This is a genomic window from Thalassotalea profundi (assembly GCF_014653195.1).
GTDB classification, from domain to species: Bacteria; Pseudomonadota; Gammaproteobacteria; order Enterobacterales; family Alteromonadaceae; genus Thalassotalea_B; species Thalassotalea_B profundi.
In genome coordinates, this window is record NZ_BNAH01000004.1 from 210750 (window position 1) to 231101 (window position 20352).

Annotated in this window: 18 protein-coding genes; 16 read left to right on the forward strand and 2 right to left on the reverse strand. The window is 37.1% G+C overall.

What is annotated here, in order from left to right; translation table 11 throughout:
• Nucleotides 1–32 precede the first annotated feature (32 nt).
• Together map and IE155_RS06565 are read right to left on the reverse strand one after the other, a co-directional pair.
• Nucleotides 33–821 (reverse strand): type I methionyl aminopeptidase, encoded by a 789-nt coding sequence (gene map / locus IE155_RS06560; RefSeq protein ID WP_189377436.1) that lies wholly within the window; start codon nt 819–821, stop codon nt 33–35.
• A 126-nt stretch (nt 822–947) separates the two neighbouring features.
• On the reverse strand, nt 948–1553 hold the full coding sequence (locus tag IE155_RS06565) for a hypothetical protein (RefSeq protein ID WP_189377437.1): 606 nt from the start codon (nt 1551–1553) through the stop codon (nt 948–950).
• A gap of 377 nt (nt 1554–1930) precedes the next feature.
• Here IE155_RS06565 and rpsB point away from each other — a divergent pair, with 377 nt between their 5' ends.
• From rpsB to dnaE, 16 genes are all read left to right on the forward strand, one after another.
• A complete protein-coding gene (gene rpsB / locus IE155_RS06570; RefSeq protein WP_189377438.1) occupies nt 1931–2659 on the forward strand; it encodes a 30S ribosomal protein S2 in 729 nt (242 codons plus the stop codon).
• 111 nt (nt 2660–2770) lie between these two features.
• Nucleotides 2771–3610, forward strand: coding sequence for a translation elongation factor Ts (gene tsf, locus IE155_RS06575; protein ID WP_189377439.1), 840 nt, complete (start codon nt 2771–2773; stop codon nt 3608–3610).
• Between the two features lie 127 nt (nt 3611–3737).
• Nucleotides 3738–4481: a UMP kinase gene (pyrH, locus tag IE155_RS06580; RefSeq protein WP_189377440.1), complete on the forward strand. Its 744-nt coding sequence runs from the start codon at nt 3738–3740 to the stop codon at nt 4479–4481.
• A 26-nt stretch (nt 4482–4507) separates the two neighbouring features.
• Nucleotides 4508–5065, forward strand: coding sequence for a ribosome recycling factor (gene frr, locus IE155_RS06585; protein ID WP_189377441.1), 558 nt, complete (start codon nt 4508–4510; stop codon nt 5063–5065).
• Nucleotides 5066–5223: 158 nt separating this feature from the next.
• Entirely contained in the window at nt 5224–5919 is a 696-nt protein-coding gene (uppS, locus tag IE155_RS06590) for a polyprenyl diphosphate synthase (RefSeq protein ID WP_189377543.1), read from the forward strand.
• 19 nt (nt 5920–5938) lie between these two features.
• On the forward strand, nt 5939–6805 hold the full coding sequence (locus IE155_RS06595; RefSeq protein WP_189377442.1) for a phosphatidate cytidylyltransferase: 867 nt from the start codon (nt 5939–5941) through the stop codon (nt 6803–6805).
• Between the two features lie 6 nt (nt 6806–6811).
• Nucleotides 6812–8026 carry a 1-deoxy-D-xylulose-5-phosphate reductoisomerase gene (gene ispC / locus IE155_RS06600; RefSeq protein WP_189377443.1) on the forward strand — a complete coding sequence of 405 codons (1215 nt, stop codon included), beginning with the start codon at nt 6812–6814 and terminating at the stop codon, nt 8024–8026.
• Nucleotides 8027–8031: 5 nt separating this feature from the next.
• Nucleotides 8032–9387, forward strand: coding sequence for a sigma E protease regulator RseP (gene rseP / locus IE155_RS06605; RefSeq protein WP_189377444.1), 1356 nt, complete (start codon nt 8032–8034; stop codon nt 9385–9387).
• Between the two features lie 31 nt (nt 9388–9418).
• Nucleotides 9419–11884 (forward strand): outer membrane protein assembly factor BamA, encoded by a 2466-nt coding sequence (gene bamA / locus IE155_RS06610; protein WP_189377445.1) that lies wholly within the window; start codon nt 9419–9421, stop codon nt 11882–11884.
• A gap of 62 nt (nt 11885–11946) precedes the next feature.
• A complete protein-coding gene (locus IE155_RS06615; protein WP_229817102.1) occupies nt 11947–12465 on the forward strand; it encodes an OmpH/Skp family outer membrane protein in 519 nt (172 codons plus the stop codon).
• Between the two features lie 167 nt (nt 12466–12632).
• The gene (gene lpxD, locus IE155_RS06620) at nt 12633–13670 is read left to right on the forward strand and encodes a UDP-3-O-(3-hydroxymyristoyl)glucosamine N-acyltransferase (protein ID WP_189377446.1); all 1038 of its coding nucleotides are present in this window, start codon (nt 12633–12635) and stop codon (nt 13668–13670) included.
• Between the two features lie 25 nt (nt 13671–13695).
• A complete protein-coding gene (gene fabZ / locus IE155_RS06625) occupies nt 13696–14148 on the forward strand; it encodes a 3-hydroxyacyl-ACP dehydratase FabZ (protein ID WP_189377447.1) in 453 nt (150 codons plus the stop codon).
• 16 nt (nt 14149–14164) lie between these two features.
• Entirely contained in the window at nt 14165–14935 is a 771-nt protein-coding gene (lpxA, locus tag IE155_RS06630) for an acyl-ACP--UDP-N-acetylglucosamine O-acyltransferase (RefSeq protein WP_189377448.1), read from the forward strand.
• 6 nt (nt 14936–14941) lie between these two features.
• A complete protein-coding gene (gene lpxB / locus IE155_RS06635; RefSeq protein ID WP_189377449.1) occupies nt 14942–16108 on the forward strand; it encodes a lipid-A-disaccharide synthase in 1167 nt (388 codons plus the stop codon).
• A gap of 1 nt (nt 16109) precedes the next feature.
• Nucleotides 16110–16736 (forward strand): ribonuclease HII, encoded by a 627-nt coding sequence (rnhB, locus tag IE155_RS06640; protein ID WP_189377450.1) that lies wholly within the window; start codon nt 16110–16112, stop codon nt 16734–16736.
• 13 nt (nt 16737–16749) lie between these two features.
• Nucleotides 16750–20292: a DNA polymerase III subunit alpha gene (dnaE, locus tag IE155_RS06645; protein ID WP_189377451.1), complete on the forward strand. Its 3543-nt coding sequence runs from the start codon at nt 16750–16752 to the stop codon at nt 20290–20292.
• Nucleotides 20293–20352 lie beyond the last annotated feature (60 nt).

The following is a 20352-nucleotide window of genomic DNA, read 5'->3' on the forward strand; positions in this document are numbered from 1 at the left end:
TATTGATGATTTAATTTAAATAAGGCACTTATTTAATTATGAAGTACTCTTGCGATTGTTTCCTCACTTCTAAGTGTTAATATTTCACACCCAGTTTTTGTGACTACAATAGTGTGTTCCCACTGCGCAGATTTTTTACCATCAATGGTGTAAACCGTCCAATTATCTTCTTTATCTAGTACTGTATTTGCTCGTCCTAAGTTAATCATGGGCTCAATAGTAAAGCACATGCCTTCTTCCATTTTTGTTTTATCATTATTTTTATAATGAACAATCTGAGGTTCTTCATGAAACTCTTTGCCAATACCGTGACCACAATATTCTTTTACAATAGTATAACGACCTGATTTTTTAATAAATTTTTGAATAGTTGCGCCAATTTCTCCAAATGCTGCACCAGGTTTTACTTTTTTTAATGCAAGATATAAAGACTCTTGGGTAATTCTACATAAACGCGCATCTTCTGGAGATACTTCGCCAATTAAAAACATTTTACTGGTATCGCCATGGTAACCATCTTTTATTACCGTAATATCGATATTAATGATATCACCATCTTTTAACTGCGTGTCGTCAGGAATACCATGACAAACGACATGATTAACTGAAGTACAAATTGATTTAGGAAAACCATGATAATTAAGTGGGGCAGAAATGGCTTCTTGAACATTTTCAGTGTAATCAGCACAGATCTTATCTAATTCTGCAGTGGTAATACCTGCTTTAACATGGGGAGTTATCATTTCTAATACGTCAGCAGCTAATTTACCTGCAATACGCATTTTTTCAATTTCGTCTTGGCTTTTTATTTGGATCGACATTAATGCCTCAAGTTTCTATATTTTAAACACATTAATATGCGTCGGAAAATAGTGATAATTCTACATGATTTTCACTGATTTCCCAATGCTGTTTTGATCAAAAATCCTTATTGCTACTTAAAGTGGTTATTTGGCTAACTCAAGCTTTATGGCTTCAACAATTGTTTGAGGATCCTTTAAATAAAGATTATGGTTCAGTAAAACTAAGTCATCATTAACAGCAAGCAATAAGGCAGGAATAGCTTGTGTTTCAATTACCTCTTGAATTTCTTCGATGTGAGCAAAAGTAAATTCGGCGTCTTTGGTAAATTTATCACTTTTTAACACTTTATTAGGGGGAGATAATTTAAATTCTTTAATTAAACTGTCAAAATCATCGGTGGTTTTTAATGAATTACCTTGCTCAAAGTGCTGTTGTTGAATAGCTGTTAATAAAGGCAGGGTGACACTAGGCATTTTATTGGAAACCCATGCGAGTATGTTTGCAGCAATAGTTGAATCAACAGCATTCTTAAGTTGTTTTTTATAAGTAGACGTAAAGGTAACGCTACTATCTAGTTCAACTTGATCTAACGTTTTATTACTTATTTGTTCATCACCTTCATATCTTGCGCAGTGCCATAAATGTAATTCAATTTTTGGAAAGGCTTGATGGATTGCTTCTACTAATGGTGTGGTTGCATAGCTCCAAGGACAATGAGAATCGTAAATAAAAAATAGTTCTGCAGACATAAGGTTATTTATAAAGTTTAGAAATAGATGATGCAGTATTTTACCTTGCAATTATTCTTTCGCCTACTACTAAAATTTAAACAGTAAAGATCGGTTGATGACTATTTGAGCCTGGTAAATGGTCAAATGATAAATTTTAGGTGTTTATACTGAAACTATTGGCTAATTTTTGAGTTATGTGGTATAAAGTGCGCCGCTGAATTCTGTCGTAGCCTTGTCTTCGATGATATTTAGCAATAAAACTGGTGTTGAAATCAACATTAAACAATAAACTCACATACATTTAGTAGCAGATATACCGGGGTGCCGCGCTCAATAGAGCAATTAAGGTCGTGTGTATCGAATGTATGGACGCTTAACCCCAAAGGAAATTAATTATGCCAAACGTATCAATGCGCGATATGCTTAAAGCCGGTGTTCACTTCGGCCACAAAACTCGTTACTGGAATCCAAAAATGAAATCTTACATTTTTGGTGCTCGTGACAAAGTTCATATTATCAACTTAGAACAAACTGTTCCTATGTTCAACGAAGCTCTTGCTTTTGTTTCAGGTGTTTCTTCGAAAAAAGGTAAAGTATTATTTGTTGGTACTAAACGCGCAGCAAGCGATGCTGTTAAAGATGCAGCGATCAAATCTGACCAATTCTACGTTAACCACCGTTGGTTAGGTGGTATGTTGACTAACTGGAAAACAGTACGTCAATCTATCAAACGTTTAAAAGAATTAGAATCTCAAAGTACTGACGGTACATTTGAAGCATTAACAAAGAAAGAAGCGTTAATGCGTACTCGTGAGATGGAAAAACTTGAGAAAAGTCTTGGCGGTATCAAAAACATGGGTGGTTTACCTGACGCTTTATTTGTAATCGATGCTGATCATGAGCACATTGCTATCAAAGAAGCGAATAACTTAGGTATTCCAGTAATCTCTGTTGTTGATACAAACTCAAACCCAGATGGTGTTGATTACATCGTACCTGGTAACGATGATGCGATTCGTGCAGTAACATTGTACTTAGACTCAGCAGCTAACGCTGTAATAGAAGGTCGTGAAAAAAACATCGTTGTACAAGCTGAAAAAGACGGTTTTGTAGAAACTGAGTAATCCTTAGTTTTTAACATAACAAACGTTTTATTTTGCTGATGCCACATTTGTTTAATACAAGTGTGGCAATCTGATTGTATTAATATTTATCTGAATTTGAGGAATTAACTCATGGCAATTACTGCTGCACAAGTTAAAGAATTACGTGAACGCACAGCTGCGGGCATGATGGATTGTAAAAAAGCACTTCAAGAAGCTGATGGTGATATGGAACTTGCGATTGAGAACATGCGTAAGTCTGGTCAAGCTAAAGCGGCTAAAAAAGCAGGTAACATTGCTGCTGAAGGTCAAATCATCATTAAAGATGGCGCATTAGTTGAAGTTAACTGTCAAACTGACTTTGTTGCTAAAGATGCTAACTTCTTAGCATTTGCTAATAAAGTTGCAGATGCTGCAGCTGCTTCAAAAGCAACGATTGAAGAACTTCAAGCACAGTTCGAAGAAGAGCGTATTGCATTAGTGACTAAAATTGGTGAAAACATCAATGTTCGCCGCGTAGCTTATGTTGAAGGTACTACCTTAGTTTCATACAAGCATGGTGCTACTATCGGTGTTGTTGTTGCTGGTGAAGGTGATGCTGAGTCACTTAAGCATATTGCAATGCACGTTGCTGCAAGCAAGCCAGAATTCTTAACTCCAGAAGACGTTCCAGCTGATGTTGTTGCAAATGAAAAGCGTATCCAAATTGAAATGGCGATGAATGAAGGTAAACCTGCAGAAATCGCTGAAAAAATGGTTACTGGCCGTATGAAGAAATTCACAGGTGAAGTTTCTTTAACTGGTCAAGCTTTCATTATGGAACCTAAGCGTACTGTTGGTGACATTCTGAAAGAGAAAGGCGTTACAATTTCATCATTTGTTCGTTTAGAAGTTGGTGAAGGTATCGAAAGAAAATCAGAAGATTTTGCTGCTGAAGTAGAAGCACAACTTGCTGCTGCTAAAGGCCAATAAATAAGCAATTAATTGCTTAAAGAACTTCTTTTTTCAGTTTAGACTTTCGATAGTTAGCTAAACGTATTAAAATAGCCGCGGTTAATTTTGACCGCGGCTTTTTTACATCTACAGGAATGTTTATTATATGAGCATCAATCCCAAACCAACATATCGTCGAATTTTATTAAAACTCAGTGGTGAAGCCTTAATGGGCGCAGAAGGATTTGGCATCGATCCAAGTGTCCTTGACCGTATGGCTCAGGAGATTAAAGAGTTAATCGAAATGGGGATCCAAGTTGGTTTAGTGATAGGTGGTGGTAATTTATTCCGCGGTGCAGGGCTTGCAGAAGCTGGCATGAATAGAGTAGTAGGTGACCAAATGGGGATGCTTGCTACTGTAATGAACGGATTAGCAATGCGTGATGCTCTACATCGTGCATTTGTAAATGCTAAGTTAATGTCGGCGATCGATTTAGCCGGTGTTTGTGATACTTACAATTGGGCTGATGCAATTGGCTTGTTAAAATCAGGTAGAGTCGTTATCTTTAGTGCGGGAACGGGGAATCCATTTTTCACGACAGATTCTGCAGCTTGTTTACGTGGCATCGAAATTGAAGCTGATGCTGTTTTAAAGGCGACGAAAGTTGATGGAATTTACTCTGCTGACCCTGTATCTAACCCTGATGCTGAATTGTATACACACTTAACATATCAAGAAGTGTTAGAAAAAGAATTAAAAGTAATGGATCTTGCTGCATTTACGCTAGCGCGAGACCACAATATGCCTATTCGCGTGTTTAACATGAATAAACCTGGGGCATTAAAAGCGGTGGTTATGGGTGACTCAGAAGGCACAACAATTAACCATGCTGAAAATTTAGAAGAATAATAGACTGTTTTTAAGGAAATATTAAAGTGATAGATGATATTAAACAAGATGCCAAAGAGCGCATGGCAAAAAGTATTGAAGCTTTCAAAACAAACCTAAATAAAGTGAGAACAGGACGCGCGCATACTTCGTTGTTAGATAATATAAGTGTTGAATACTATGGTATGGCCACACCGTTAAATCAAGTAGGAAATATTTCTATTCCTGATGCGCGAACTATCGCGATAACTGTATTTGATAAAGCGATGATCTCTGTTGTAGAAAAAGCGATTTTAGCATCAGATTTAGGTTTAAACCCATCATCTCAGGGCACGTTAATTCGTATCCCTTTACCACCTTTAACAGAAGAGCGTCGTAAAGATCTCGTTAAAGTAGTAAAAGGAGAGGGTGAAGGCGCTAAAGTTGCTATACGTAATATTCGACGCGATGCAAATTCAGATATTAAATCCTTGAATAAAGAAAAAGAAATTAGTGATGATGAAATGCATCAAGCAGAAGATCAAATTCAAACGATTACAGATACTTTTGTAAAACAAGTAGATGCTATTTTGGCTGATAAAGAAGCCGAATTGATGGAAATATAACAACATATAGTTGATATTACGCTGTAGTATTAAGTTATTTTTTAACTAGCTACAGCGTTTTTGTATTTATAAAAGATAAGTTTGATGGAGTTTTTGTGAGCGATACGGAACCTAAGACCAATGAGTTAATTAATATACCTCAACATGTCGCGATTATTATGGATGGCAACGGTCGTTGGGCTCAGTTACGCGGAAAAAAAAGAGTTGTAGGCCATAAAAATGGTGTAGAATCTGTTCGCGCTGTTGTATCAACAGCGAGAAAACAAGGAGTTAAAGCATTAACGCTTTTTGCCTTTAGTAGTGAAAATTGGCAACGTCCAGAAGGCGAAGTGAGCGTATTGATGGATTTATTTATGTATGTGTTAACGCGAGAAGTTAAAAAGTTACATAAAAATAACATACGCTTTCAAGTGATTGGTGATATATCTCGGTTTTCAGATAAACTCCAAACAATGATCAAATCGTCCGAAGTACTAACAGAAAATAATAATGCTATGGTACTGTCGATAGCAGCTAATTATGGTGGTCGATGGGATATTGCCAATGCGGCAAAAAAGATAGCCGAAAAAGCTGTTGTGGGTGATATAACAACAGATCAAATAAATGAAGATGTATTAGCTCAAGAAATGAGCTTAGCTAATTTACCAGAATTAGATTTATTGATCCGCACAGGTGGTGATTATAGAATCAGTAACTTTCTATTATGGCAAGCAGCGTATGCCGAATTATATTTTACTGACGTGCTTTGGCCAGATTTCCAAGACGAGGAATTATTAAAAGCAATGAGTTGTTTTGATAATAGAGAACGTCGATTTGGTCTTACTGGCGAACAAATTAAAAATAATAATAATTAAAATAGAAAAGGGTTAGCGTTTGTTAAAACAGAGAATAATAACAGCAGTTGTCTTAGCGCCTTTAGCGATTTCAGCAATATTTTATTTACCGCTTGCTAATTTCGCCGCTTTAATCATGGCAATTATGGCGATAGGTGCTTGGGAGTGGGGGCCTTTAATGGGGTTCGACAAAAATAATCGTCGAATGGCGTTTGTCATAGCTACAATCGCTTTAATTAGTCTTTTATGGCTTAAATTCCCACTAGAGAAACTATGGCATGATCACACTATTTTACAGACGGGTGCTGTCTATGTACTTTGGTTGGCTATAGCGTGGTGGTTGCTTTCTGCTACTCTCACTTTTTTGTACCCACGTTATAGTAAGTTTTGGTCAAGTCATCGTTCCGTTAGAGGCGTTTTTGGTTGGTTGACCTTAGTACCGACTTGGCTTGCTTTTATGGTCATACGTAGCAACGAATATCAATCAGACCCATATCATGGTGCGCAATTAATCATGTTTTTATTTTTAATGGTATGGGGTGCTGATATTGGAGCTTACTTTGTTGGTAAAGCAATTGGTAAGCGTAAACTCATGCCGAATGTAAGCCCAGGTAAAACGATAGAAGGTTATATTGGAGGGGTAATTTTTTCTTGCTTATTAGTCAGCCTTGCGGGATATATTCTTGGCTGGAATCAGCAACAATATATATTAGTCATTTGTGTAACCGTATTAATTACAACTATTTCTGTGTTAGGGGACTTAAATGAAAGTATGTTTAAGCGCCAGGCAGGTATAAAAGACAGTGGCACCATTTTACCTGGGCACGGTGGAATATTAGATAGAATTGATAGTTTAACTGCTACGGCACCTGTGTTTGCATTATGTTATGCCGTTATTGGCTGGTAGGGGATGATGCAAAATATTTGTATATTGGGCTCTACAGGCTCTATTGGTATTAATACTTTAGATGTTATTCGTCTTCACCCTTCATTATTTAATGTCGTTAGCTTATCTGCAAACGCAAGTGTTGATGTGATGTATGAACAATGCCTTGAATTTAAGCCTAATGAAGTGGTTATGGTGTCTGAGATTCATGCGCAAGCGCTTAAAAACAAACTTAAGGAAAGTGGTTTAGAATCTATTCAAATTAGTTCTGGTGAACAGGCTCTTATAGCGCTAGCTAGTGCTGATGATACTGATACGGTTATGGCAGCAATTGTCGGAGCATCTGGCTTGTTACCTACCCTATCTGCTGTTAAAAAAGGTAAACGTGTCTTACTTGCCAATAAAGAAGCGTTAGTTACTTCAGGTGCTATTTTTATTGAGGCAGTAAAAAAATCTGGTGCTGTACTTTTACCTATAGATAGTGAACACAATGCTATTTTTCAATGCTTACCGACAAAAGCACAAAACCAAATAGGTTATTGTGCTCTTTTTGAACAAGGGGTGAGTAAAATACTACTTACGGGCTCTGGTGGTCCGTTTAGAGAATTACCTATTGAAGAATTAGGCAATGTTACCCCTGAACAAGCCTGCACTCACCCTAATTGGGATATGGGGCGTAAAATATCAGTCGACTCCGCCACTATGATGAATAAAGGCTTAGAATTAATTGAGGCTAAATGGTTATTTAATGTTGCCGTAGAAGATATTAAAGTGGTGTTACATCCACAAAGTACTATTCATTCAATGGTGCAATATAAAGACGGCTCTGTTTTAGCACAAATGGGTAATCCAGACATGCGAACCCCCATTGCACATGCACTAGCTTACCCTGAACGCATAGATGCTGGCGTTCAACCACTTGATTTTTTTACCACGCCTGCTTTCGAGTTTTCTGATGTGGATTTTAATCGTTATCCAAATTTAAAGTTGGCTATAGAGGCCTGTAAATCTGGACAAGCGGCTTGTACAGCGCTTAATGCAGCTAACGAAATTGCTGTTGATGCTTTTTTAAACGAACGTATAAAATTTACTGATATAGCAAAAATAAATGAAACTTCTGTGAAAAAATTTGTCTCAGAAAAGGTAGAAACAATTGATGATGTTATTAATATTGATAAATCAGCACGAGTTGTTGCAAGTTCAGTAGTTCAAGAACTTAGCAATCAGGGTAAAGGTAAATAAGTCGTATGTTTGAATTTTTATGGAATTTATCTTCCTTTATTGTTGCCTTAGGTATTTTAATTACGGTGCATGAGTATGGGCATTTTTGGGTTGCCCGAAAAAATGGCGTAAAGGTTGAACGTTTCTCAATTGGTTTTGGTAAAGCGCTTTGGCGAAGAAAAGATAAACTCGGTACTGAGTATGTGATCGCACTTATTCCTTTAGGTGGCTACGTTAAAATGTTAGATGAACGTGTCGATGATGTTGCTGAAGAAGACAGGGAAAATACCTTTAATAGTAAAACAGTATATCAGCGTATTGCTATTATTGCAGCAGGGCCATTAGCTAACTTTATTTTTGCCATATTTGCATTTTATTTAATGTTGATTATTGGCGTACCTTCAGTAAAACCAATTATTGGGGAAGTTGAATTAAACTCTATTGCTGCCCGTAGCCAAATACCGGCTAATAGTGAAATTATTAAGATTGCTGGACAAAAAACACTTAATTGGACAGATGTTAATTTAGCGCTCGCTGCCCAAATCGGTGAGGATAGCGTAAGTGTCTCGATCAAAGAAGAGGGTAGTGTGAGCCCTAAAGCTTATTTATTGGATACTCAAACGTGGACTTTTCAGCCAGATAAAGAGTCAGCTTTTCAGAGTTTAGGAATTATACCCTACCAAGCTAATCCATTAAATGAATTAGCTACTGTGATAAAAGAATCACCTGCTGAACAATCAGGATTAAAAGTAGGTGATAAGTTTATCGCGATAAATGGAGAAACTAGCGGTAATGATTGGGAATATTTTTCGACAGAAATAAAAAAATATCCTAGCCAAGAGGTAACATTAACGGTACAACGTAATGAAGAAGTACTTAAGTTATCAATTACACCTAATAGTACTGAGCGAAACGGACAAGTGATAGGTACTATTGGCGTATTGCCAAAAGTAGAACCTTATCCAGAACAATACCTGATTAACATTGTTTATGGACCTCTTGAGGCCATAGGTAAGAGCATAGAAAAAACATGGGACTTAGTTTGTTTAAGCTTCGATATGATTGGAAAGCTGATCACCGGAGATGTGTCAGTTAAAAATTTAAGTGGTCCTATAGGAATAGCGCAAGGAGCAGGTGATCACGCAGGTTATGGTTTTGTTTACTTTTTAGGCTTTTTAGCCTTAATTAGTATTAATTTAGGCATAATTAACATTTTACCGGTACCAGTACTTGATGGTGGCCATTTAGTTTATTACCTTATAGAGCTTTTGACGGGGAAACCCGTACCAGAAAAAATTCAAGAAATTGGGTTCAAGTTTGGTACACTAGCGCTCTTAGGGTTAATGAGTATCGCAATATTTAACGATTTTTCGCGATTATAAAGAAAATTAAGAAGTATAAAGTAATTATTATATGATGATTAAAAAAATAGCCCTTGCGGTATTATTAGGTGCCTTTGGTAGCACAGTAGAAGCTGCTGAAGTATTCAAGGTAGAAGATATAGAAGTTAAAGGATTACAGCGCGTCGCTTTAGGTGCAGCGTTGACCCATATTCCTTTTAACATAGGCGATACTCTTAACGATTTTCGAATTTCTCAGGCGATTAAATCATTATATCGTTCAGGTCATTTTAACAATATTGTTGTATCTAAAAGTGGCAATCGAGTTATTTTTCGTGTTCAAGAACGTGAAACTATTAGTGCTATTACTTTTGAAGGTAATAAAGACTTAAAAGATGAACAGCTCAATGAAAGCTTAGATGGCAGTGATATTCGTGTAGGCGAGACACTTGATAAAACGGTTATTTCTGGCCTAGAAACTGGCTTAGAAGACTTTTATCACAGTGTTGGAAAATATAATGCAGATGTTAAAGCTGAAATAACTCACTTACCTCGAAATAGAGTTGACTTAAAATTTATTTTTAGTGAGGGTGATGCGGCAGCTATTAAACAAATTAATATTGTTGGCAACGAAGTATTCTCAGATGAAGAGTTACTTGAGCATATCGAGTTAACGTATGATTCACCCTGGTGGGACTTTATGGCGCAAGACCGCTATCAAAAGCAGACCCTTCAAGGTGATATGGAAACTATTGAGAGCTACTATCTTGATCGAGGCTATCTTCAATATAAAGTTGACTCTACTCAAGTGTCAATGACACCAGATAAAGAGTCTGTTTACATTACTCTTAACGTTACAGAAGGCGAGCAATACAACGTAAGTGAAGTTGACTTTATTGGTGATATGGCTGGTTTTGAAAAAACGATTCGTGCAATAAATCCATTAAAATCGGGTAAGCTTTATAATGGTGCTGAAGTTACTTATACAGAAGAAACCATTAGTAAATTTTTAGGTAGATTTGGTTATGCTTATCCAAAAGTTACCACTATCCCAGACATTAACGAAGAAGATAAAACGGTTAAACTTTCTATTTCGATTGACCCTGGTAAACGGGTTTATGTAAATAGAATAAACTTTAAAGGTAACAATGTTACCGCAGATAACGTATTACGTCGTGAAATGCGTCAAATGGAAGGTGCGTGGTTATCTAACAGTTTAGTTGAAGGCTCAAAAGCTTGGTTATCACGCCTTCCTTATATGGAAACCGTTGAATTTGAAACCAAACAATTGCCAGGTGAAGATGATTTAGTTGATGTAGATTTTACTGTAAAAGAGCAAGCATCAGGTTCATTTACGGCCGGTATTGGTTATGGTTCAACAACTAAGTTAAGTTTAAATGCAGGAATACAGCAAGATAACTTTTTAGGCACAGGTAACCGTTTAGCTTTTAGTATTAATACTATGAGTTACTCTAAAAGTGCTAATATTTCATATACAGATCCCTATTTTACCAAAGATGCCATCTCATTAGGTGGTAGTATTTATTACAATGAGTTTGATGCTGGGAGCGCTAACCTTGTTGAATATAATAATAAAACTTATGGTGTAGGCGTTAATTTTGGTTTCCCCATAAATGAATATCTTCGTTTGAATTTTGGCCTAGGTTATAAGAGTAACGGTATTACACGTTTACAAACTTACGAACAAATACAAAGATTTTATGAATTATACTCTGATCCTAATAACCCTGATGGAGGATTAGAATTTGAAACCTTTGATGTATCGGCAGCTATTTCTCGATCTACCTTAAACCGAGGAACATTCCCAACTGCGGGTTCACAACAAAGCTTAAGCTATAAAATGACTACACCGAACTCTGATGTAAATTATTTTAAAGTTAATTTAGATACTAAATGGTACTTCCCTATTGCCAGAGGATGGAGTGTTTTAACTCGCATGCAATTAGGCTATGGTAATGGCTATGGTACGATTAATGGAAATGATCAAGTATTACCGTTTTGGGAGAATTTTAGAGCCGGTGGTTCTGACACACTACGTGGCTTTGAAACAAATACTGTAGGCCCTCGTGCTATTTTCAGATACCCAACGACAATTACGGGAACACCTGATCCTATTTCAGGGACAAGTTGTTGTTTAGGACCAGATCATGATGTAGTACAGGCATCAACACGTTCAGTAGGTGCAAATGCTATTGCTCTTGCTGGTTTGGAATTGATAGTGCCAACGCCATTTATCGATGAAGGATTTGCAAATAGTGTCAGAACAAGTTTATTTATTGATGCCGGTAATGTTTGGGATACAGAATTCCAAATAGAAGATTATAAAGATCTTGCTGCTCAAGAATTTGCTAAAATTCACGATTATGCTGATGTTGGACGCTTTAGAGCATCTGCTGGTTTATCAGTACAATGGTTATCACCAATGGGACCTATGATTTTTAGCTTTGCTAAAGCATTGAAAGAAGAAACTGGTGATGACACGAAATTTTTTACCTTTAATATAGGTAAAACCTTTTAATTTTAAAACTTGATCCCAATATAAATAAAAATGATCAAACATCATATAAGTAGGAGAAGACATTGAAAAAGTTATTTAAATCTATTGCCATTGCAACAGTAGCTTCTGGCGCAATTTTATCAAGTGCGGCTATGGCGGCAGATCAAAAAATTGGCGTTGTTAACTTTCAGGAAGTGATGGGTACTATCCCTCAAACAGCCGCAATTATGCAGCAGTTAGAATCTGAATTTAAAGATGAACGTGCGGTTGTTGCTCAACTAGAAAAAGACATTAAATACTATCAAGAGAAAAAAGTGCGAGATGGTGCTTTAATGAGTGCAAAAGAAAAAGAAGATCTTGATAAGCAAATTGGCGACTTATATGGCCAATATCAAGAAAAAGGTAAAGCATTGCAACAAAAGGCGGGTGCGCGTCAAAATGAAGAGCAAAACAAGTTAATTGCTTTAGTTCGCCAAGCAATCGACAATATTGCTTCAAAAGATAAATTTGACCTTATTTTACAACAACAAGCGGTTGCATTTTCTAAGCCTGATGCAGATATTACTAAAAAAGTTGTTGAACAAGTTAGTAAACTTAAATAACAACCTTTAGAGCGTAAGCTCAAGTAAAGCTACGATAAATTCATTGTAACCTACTTATGCTTTTCTGATCGTCTATACTTTATAGCTGATCAGAAAGGCAAGGATTGTTCTTACAAAGATACTAAGATAAGTAGCTTTGTAATATTATCCCTAAAAGATAGGTTATTATGAATTACACCCTTCAAGAAATTGCCGATAAAATTGGCGCTTCAGTTCATGGCGATGGAAATTGTCAAATTACGTCACTTGCTACTTTAGCTGATGCAAATATAGGCAATATAGCCTTTTTATCAAATAGTAAATATAAATCACAATTAACCAATACCAAAGCTAGTGCCGTTATTGTAAATGAAGAATGCTTAGCTGATTGCCCATCAAATGCTCTAGTAATGAAAAACCCTTATATTGGGTATGCCATTGTTGCACAATTATTAGACACCACTCCTAAGCCAGCAAGTAATCTGCATCAAAGCGCGGTAATTGACGAAAGTGCGACCTTAGGCAGTAATGTCACTATTGGCGCCAATTCTGTAATAGAGTCAGGAGTTACATTAGGAAATAACGTTAGCATTGGAGCAGGGTGTTTTATTGGTAAGAATGCTGTTATAGGTGAAAATACATCATTATGGGCTAATGTCACTGTTTATCATCAAGTTGAAATTGGCAATAATTGCTTAGTTCAGTCTAATACTGTTATAGGTTCTGATGGATTTGGTTACGCCAATGATAAAGGCCGCTGGGTTAAAATTCCTCAATTAGGTACTGTAATCATTGGAAATAATGTTGAAATTGGTGCAAGTACTACCATAGATCGCGGTGCGTTAGGTAACACAGTTATCAATGATGGTGTTATTTTAGATAACCAAATTCAAATCGCTCATAATGTAGAAATTGGCTCTGGTACGGCAATGGCGGCTTGTAGCGTTATCGCTGGAAGTACAAAGATTGGTGAAAATTGTACAATAGCAGGGTTGGTTGGTATTAATGGCCACATTGATATTACTGATAATTGTATGTTTACGGGCATGACCATGGTGACTAAATCAATCAAAGAACCAGGCGTTTATTCATCAGGAATGCCTTGTGCACCTAATAAAGAGTGGAATAAATCTAACGCTAGAATTAGGAAGTTAGACACAGTTAATGTTAAAATAAAAGCACTTGAACAAGCTCTCAATGAGCTTAAAGCACAAATGCAAAATTAATATTAAAATCTAAAAGGAATGACAATTGGATTTACAAAAAAACGTAATTGGTGTTGAAGAAATTCAAAAACTTATCCCGCATCGTTACCCAATGCTTTTAGTGGATCGCGTGCTGGATTATCAACCTGGTAAATGGTTGCACGGAATTAAAAACGTCACCATTAATGAACCTATTTTTACTGGGCACTTTCCTGAACTTGCTATCTTCCCTGGTGTGTTAATTTTAGAGAGCTTAGCACAAGCGACTGGAATTCTAGGTTTTAAAACCACAGAAGGGCGTGAAGACGATGAGATGTATTTGTTTGCTTCAATTGATAATGCCAAATTCAAACACCCTGTAGTTCCCGGTGACACTATGCACTTGCATGTTGAGTTTATTAAAGAACGTCGTAATATGTGGAAATTCTATGGTGAAGCTAAAGTTGATGGCAAAGTAGTTTGTTCTGCTGATTTAATGTGTGCTCGACGTAAACTGTAAATAGAGGTTGGAAAATTTGATCCACGAACAAGCAATCATAGAAGAAGGTGCTAAAATTGGCAAAAATGTCACTATTGGGCCTTGGACATATATTAGCAAGGATGTTGTCATAGGCGACAATTGTCATATTAGCTCTCATGTTGTAATTAATGGTCCTACGCGAATAGGCAAAGGAAACCGTATTTTTCAATTTGCTTCAATTGGTGAAGATTGCCAAGACTTAAAGTATGCAGGCGAACCTACCGAATTAGTGATTGGCGATAATAATACTTTTCGTGAATGTTGTACTATTCATAGAGGTACTATTCAAGATCAAGGGTTAACGGCTATAGGCTCAAATAATTTATTCATGGCATATACCCATGTCGCTCATGACTGCATGGTAGGAGATCATTGTATAATGGCTAATAATGCGTCTATTGCGGGGCATGTTCATCTAGGTGATTATGCTATTTTGGGTGGAATGAGTGGTATACATCAGTTTTGTCATATTGGCGCGCATAGTTTTGTTGCTGCTAATAGCCTAGTGGTTAAAGATGTTCCGCCTTACATAATGGCATCTGGAGATGGCGCTAAACCGTTTGGTTTAAATAGTGAAGGCTTAAAACGCCGCGGCTTTAATGGGGAAGTAATTTCTTCAATAAAAAAAGCTTATAGAATATTATATCGTCAAAAATTAACGATTGATGAAGCATTAGACAAAATTAATAATGAATTACCTGAGAGTTCAGAGTTACAAGTGTTTATCGATTTTATTAAATCTTCTAATCGAGGCATTATCCGCTAAACCATTATGGACAATGAATCTACAGCTCAGAGTGTTCAGTCTGATTTAGCACCAATTTTTGCTATCATTGTTGGTGAACATTCAGGAGATACCCTAGGCGCAGGCTTGATGTTAGAGCTTACCCGCCATTACCCTAATGCTAAATTTATTGGTATTGGTGGCCCAAAAATGTTGGATTTAGGCTTTGAAAGCCTATTTGCCATGGATGAACTTTCAGTCATGGGTTTGGTTGAGGTGCTTGGTCGAATCCGACGATTACTTCATGTTAGAAAAACAGTTACTCAATACTTTATTAAACATCGCCCTGATGTGTTTATTGGGATAGATGCTCCTGATTTTAATTTAAACCTTGAAGAAAAGCTAAAAAAACAAGGTATTAAAACTGTACATTATGTTAGCCCGTCAGTGTGGGCATGGCGAGAAAAGCGTGTTTTTAAAATTGAAAAAGCCACTAATATGGTACTTTCGTTATTACCTTTTGAAAAAAAATTCTACGATAAACATCAGGTACCTTGTACATTTGTCGGTCATCCGTTAGCTGATGATATCCCACTCAATTCCAATAAAGAAGAAGCAAGAGCAGGGCTTTCATTAGCCAAAGACAATAAGATAGTTGCTTTAATGCCGGGGAGTCGTGGTGGCGAACTTGAACGTCTAGTGCCGCCGTTTTTAGCAAGTGCACAACAGTTAAGAGCTTCGGATCCAACACTGACTTTTGTTGTTCCAATGATCAGTGAAAAAAGAACTGCGCAATTTAATCAAATAAAACAAACCATCGCGCCTGATCTTCCCATCACTGTTATTACGGGGAAAACTCAAGAAGTCATGGCGGCGAGTGATTGTTTATTAATGGCATCAGGCACAGTTACTCTAGAGGCTGCATTAATTAAACGTCCTATGGTTATTTGTTATAAATTTAACTTAATTACCTATTGGTTAGCTAAATGGTTGGTTAAGTTACAATGGTTTTCATTGCCGAATTTATTAGCCAACAAAACCTTAGTGCCAGAATTATTGCAAGATGAGGTTGAACCTGAATATATAGTGCCTTTAATCAAAGAGCGCCTGTATAACGATCAGAATAACCTTACTGATGAATTTACTAATATTCACTTGCAGTTGAGGCAAAATGCTAGTGAAAAAGCTGCAAAAGCGGTTGTAGAGTTATTATAAAATGGCAAAAGTTAAGCATGTATTCCCTCCTTTTGAATATCCGATCGCTTATTGCATAGCTGGAGTTGATGAAGTAGGTCGCGGACCTTTAGTAGGTGATGTGGTGACTGCGGCAGTAATTCTTGATGCTGAAAACCCAATTGAAGGTTTAATGGATTCAAAAAGATTATCTGAAAAAAAACGAGATCACTTTTTTGAAGAAATTAAAGAAAAAGCAATAGCATGGTCTATTGGACGAGCAACGCCTGAAGAAATTGATACATTAAATATATTACATGCCACTATGTTAGCCATGCAGCGAGCTGTACAAGGTTTAAGTGTTATTCCTGACTATGTGTTGGTTGACGGAAATAGAACGCCAACCTTTGGTTGTGAACAAGGGACTATTCCTAGTCAATCAGTTGTAAAAGGTGATGATAGAGTTGCTGAAATTAGTGCCGCCTCTATTTTAGCAAAAGTTGTGCGAGATCGAGAGATGATCGCTTTAGACAAATTATATCCAGAATATGGTTTTGCTCAGCATAAAGGTTATCCAACCAAACTTCATTTGGAAAAAATAGCGCAGTATGGTGTACTAGACTGCTACCGCAAAAGTTTTAAGCCCGTTGCAGCAATTATTAATCAATAGAGTTAAATAAATAATGTCAGAAGTAGCGCCAACAGAATTACAGGTTATTGAGGCGACCACTCCCCCGAAGTTTATTCATTTACGGGTACATAGTGATTTTTCAATGTCTGACGGCCTAAATAAAGTTAAGCCTATTGTAGCTAAAGCGACTGATCTTAAAATGCCAGCCTTGGCATTAACTGATCAAACTAATTTATGCGGTTTAGTTAAGTTTTACCATGCAACACATGGTGCAGGTATTAAACCGATAATAGGTAGTGATTTTTGGGTTAAAAGTGACGAATTAGATAATGAACTATTTCGCTTGGTAATTATTGCTACTGATAATGTTGGCTATAAAAACTTAACAGAATTAATCTCTAAAGCATATCTTCGTGGTCATATTCAAGGTCGAGCTGTTATTGATAAAACTTGGTTAATTGAACATGCTTCAGGTTTAATTATTCTCTCAGGTGGTCGAGAAGGAGATATAGGTAAAGCGTTAATAAAAGGTAATCGAGACCTTGTCAATCGAATGGTTAGCTTTTATCAACAATACTTTACTAATTGCTTCTTTCTTGAACTTATTCGTACAGGCCGAGAAAATGAAGAACATTACTTACATCTAGCGGTTGAATTAGCAGAGCAAATAGAGTTACCGGTAGTTGCAACTAATGAAGTGGTTTTTTTATCGGAAGATCTATTTGACGCTCATGAAATTCGTGTTGCTATCCATGATGGTTATACGTTAGATGATAAGCGACGTCCGAAAAAATATAGCCCACAACAGTACCTTCGCAGTGAAGAAGAAATGCTTGAGCTATTTTCTGATATCCCTGAAGCACTTGAAAACAGCGTTGAAATTGCGAAACGCTGTAATGTAACGGTACGTTTAGGCGAATATGTGTTACCTGACTTTCCAACAGACGGTATGAGCATTGAAGATTATTTAGTAAAAGTATCAGAGGAAGGCTTAGAGGAACGTCTAGAATTTTTATTTGATAAAGACGCTCCAGACTTTGCAGAAAAACGTAAGCCCTACGACGAAAGACTTGCTGTTGAACTTGAAGTTATTAATAACATGGGATTTCCTGGTTATTTCTTGATCGTAATGGAATTTATTCAATGGAGTAAAGACAATAATATTCCTGTTGGGCCTGGTCGAGGCTCTGGTGCAGGTTCATTAGTCGCTTACGCACAAAAAATTACCGATCTGGATCCGTTAGAATATGACCTACTATTTGAACGTTTTTTAAATCCAGAACGTGTCTCTATGCCAGATTTTGATATTGACTTTTGTATGGATCGTAGAGATGAAGTCATTGATCACGTTGCTGAGCTTTATGGCCGAGACGCCGTTTCACAAATTATTACTTTTGGTACTATGGCGGCTAAAGCGGTAATACGCGATGTTGGCCGAGTATTAGGGCATCCCTATGGCTTTGTAGATCGCATTTCAAAATTAATTCCAGGCGACCCAGGCATGACATTGGCTAAAGCCTTTGAAGTTGAACCTAAGCTACCTGAAGCTTATGCACAAGACAGTGAGGTACGTGACCTGATTGATATGTGTCGCATTCTTGAAGGCACTACAAGAAATGCTGGTAAGCATGCTGGTGGTGTTGTTATATCACCTACTACTATTACTGATTTTGCGCCACTATATTGTGATGATGAAGGGAAAAACCCCGTAACTCAGTTTGATAAAAATGACGTAGAAGATGCAGGATTAGTCAAGTTTGACTTTTTAGGGTTACGAACACTTACCATTTTACAATGGGCCATTGAAATTGCCGATGAGAAGCTAATTAAAGCAGGGAAAGAGCCGATTAATATTGCGGCGATTCCTTTAGATGATAAAAAATCATTCTCAATGTTGTTAAAGTCGCAAACAACAGCGGTATTTCAGCTTGAATCTAGTGGAATGAAGTCACTGATTGACAAACTAAAACCTGATTGTTTTGAAGATATTATCGCATTAGTAGCACTCTTTAGGCCCGGACCATTACAATCAGGCATGGTTGATAACTTTATTGAACGTAAGCATGGTCGAGAAGAAATCTCTTATCCTGATTCAACCTGGCAACATGAAGACTTAAAACCAATTCTTGAGCCTACCTACGGTATTATTTTATATCAAGAACAGGTAATGCAAATTGCCCAAGTACTTGCCGGTTATACCTTAGGTGGCGCAGATATGCTCCGCCGAGCAATGGGAAAGAAAAAGCCTGAAGAAATGGCAAAACAGCGTGCTGGCTTTGAACAAGGTGCAATAAATCGCGGTGTTGATGGCGAACTTGCCATGAAAATATTTGATTTAGTAGAAAAATTTGCTGGCTATGGTTTTAACAAATCACATTCTGCTGCTTATGCATTAGTTTCTTATCAAACATTATGGATGAAAGCACATTTCCCAGCGCCATTTATGGCCGCGGTAATGTCTGCGGATATGGATAACACCGATAAAATTGTTACCTTAGTTGATGAATGTAAAAATATGGGCATCGATTTGTTACCACCTGATGTAAACTGTGGATTGTACAAGTTTACAGTCAACGAGCAAGATCAAATCGTTTATGGTATTGGTGCAGTAAAAGGGGTAGGGGAAGGTCCTATTGAAGCGATAATTGCTGCACGTGAAAGCGGTGGTCCATTTACTGATTTATTTGATTTTTGTGCCCGCTTAGATCTGAAAAAAACCAATAAGCGTGTACTGGAGCGTTTAATTAAATCAGGAGCAATGGATGCTTTAGGACCTCAACTTGAAAAAGGCCCACATCGTGCTGCGCTATTTGAAACATTACCAGAGGCAATAAAAGCAGCTGAGCAACATGCTAAAGCACAAGCATTAGGACAAAATGACTTATTTGGCTTAATTAATGAAGAGCCTGAAGATACCCGACAAGCTTTTAAAGACGTTGCTCCATGGCAGGAAGAGGTCTGGTTAGAGGGTGAGAAAGAGACCCTTGGCTTATATTTAACGGGTCATCCTATTGATCGCTATTTAAAAGAAATTAAAAGATACTCCACAGGGCGTTTAGTTGCTATGCAACCAACAGGAAAAGACCGAACCGCGACAGCAGTAGGTTTAGTTATTGGTGTTAGAGTTTTAGTGAATAAACGTGGGCGACGATGGGCATTGGTTACTCTTGATGATAAAAGTGCACGAATGGATGTTCGCTTTTTTCCCGATGATTATGATACCTTTGCAGACTTACTGGTAAATGATGCTATTTTAGTCTGTAGTGGACAGGTCAGCTTTGATGATTACTCTGGTGGTATTACAATGACCGGCCGAGATGTTATGACAGTGGCTGACGCAAGGGAAAACTATGTAACATCTTTAGATATTCATGTTGAAAAATCCAGAGTATCGAATGACTTTGTAACACAGTTAGAAAAAATATTAACACCCTATAAAGAAGGCACTTGTCCGGTACGTGTGTATTATCAAACGGACGAAGCTCAAGCTATGTTAGAATTAGGTGTTCAATGGCGGGTGAGCCCAACAGATGCGTTATTACATCAATTAACAGTATTATTGGGTGAAGATAAATTAGCATTACAATTTAAGTAGTTTTGGATATTTTATAAATTTAAACGTAATAAAATATAGCGACTACACAGTTAAAGAATT

Excerpts from the sequence above, each read along its gene's own strand:
- map (WP_189377436.1), bottom strand. The coding sequence starts at position 821 with ATGTCGATCCAAATAAAAAGCCAAGACGAAATTGAAAAAATGCGTATT.
- IE155_RS06565 (WP_189377437.1), bottom strand. The coding sequence starts at position 1,553 with ATGTCTGCAGAACTATTTTTTATTTACGATTCTCATTGTCCTTGGAGC.
- rpsB (WP_189377438.1), top strand. The coding sequence starts at position 1,931 with ATGCCAAACGTATCAATGCGCGATATGCTTAAAGCCGGTGTTCACTTC.
- tsf (WP_189377439.1), top strand. The coding sequence starts at position 2,771 with ATGGCAATTACTGCTGCACAAGTTAAAGAATTACGTGAACGCACAGCT.
- pyrH (WP_189377440.1), top strand. The coding sequence starts at position 3,738 with ATGAGCATCAATCCCAAACCAACATATCGTCGAATTTTATTAAAACTC.
- uppS (WP_189377543.1), top strand. The coding sequence starts at position 5,224 with ATGGATGGCAACGGTCGTTGGGCTCAGTTACGCGGAAAAAAAAGAGTT.
- ispC (WP_189377443.1), top strand. The coding sequence starts at position 6,812 with ATGCAAAATATTTGTATATTGGGCTCTACAGGCTCTATTGGTATTAAT.
- rseP (WP_189377444.1), top strand. The coding sequence starts at position 8,032 with ATGTTTGAATTTTTATGGAATTTATCTTCCTTTATTGTTGCCTTAGGT.
- bamA (WP_189377445.1), top strand. The coding sequence starts at position 9,419 with ATGATGATTAAAAAAATAGCCCTTGCGGTATTATTAGGTGCCTTTGGT.
- lpxD (WP_189377446.1), top strand. The coding sequence starts at position 12,633 with ATGAATTACACCCTTCAAGAAATTGCCGATAAAATTGGCGCTTCAGTT.
- lpxB (WP_189377449.1), top strand. The coding sequence starts at position 14,942 with ATGGACAATGAATCTACAGCTCAGAGTGTTCAGTCTGATTTAGCACCA.
- rnhB (WP_189377450.1), top strand. The coding sequence starts at position 16,110 with ATGGCAAAAGTTAAGCATGTATTCCCTCCTTTTGAATATCCGATCGCT.
- dnaE (WP_189377451.1), top strand. The coding sequence starts at position 16,750 with ATGTCAGAAGTAGCGCCAACAGAATTACAGGTTATTGAGGCGACCACT.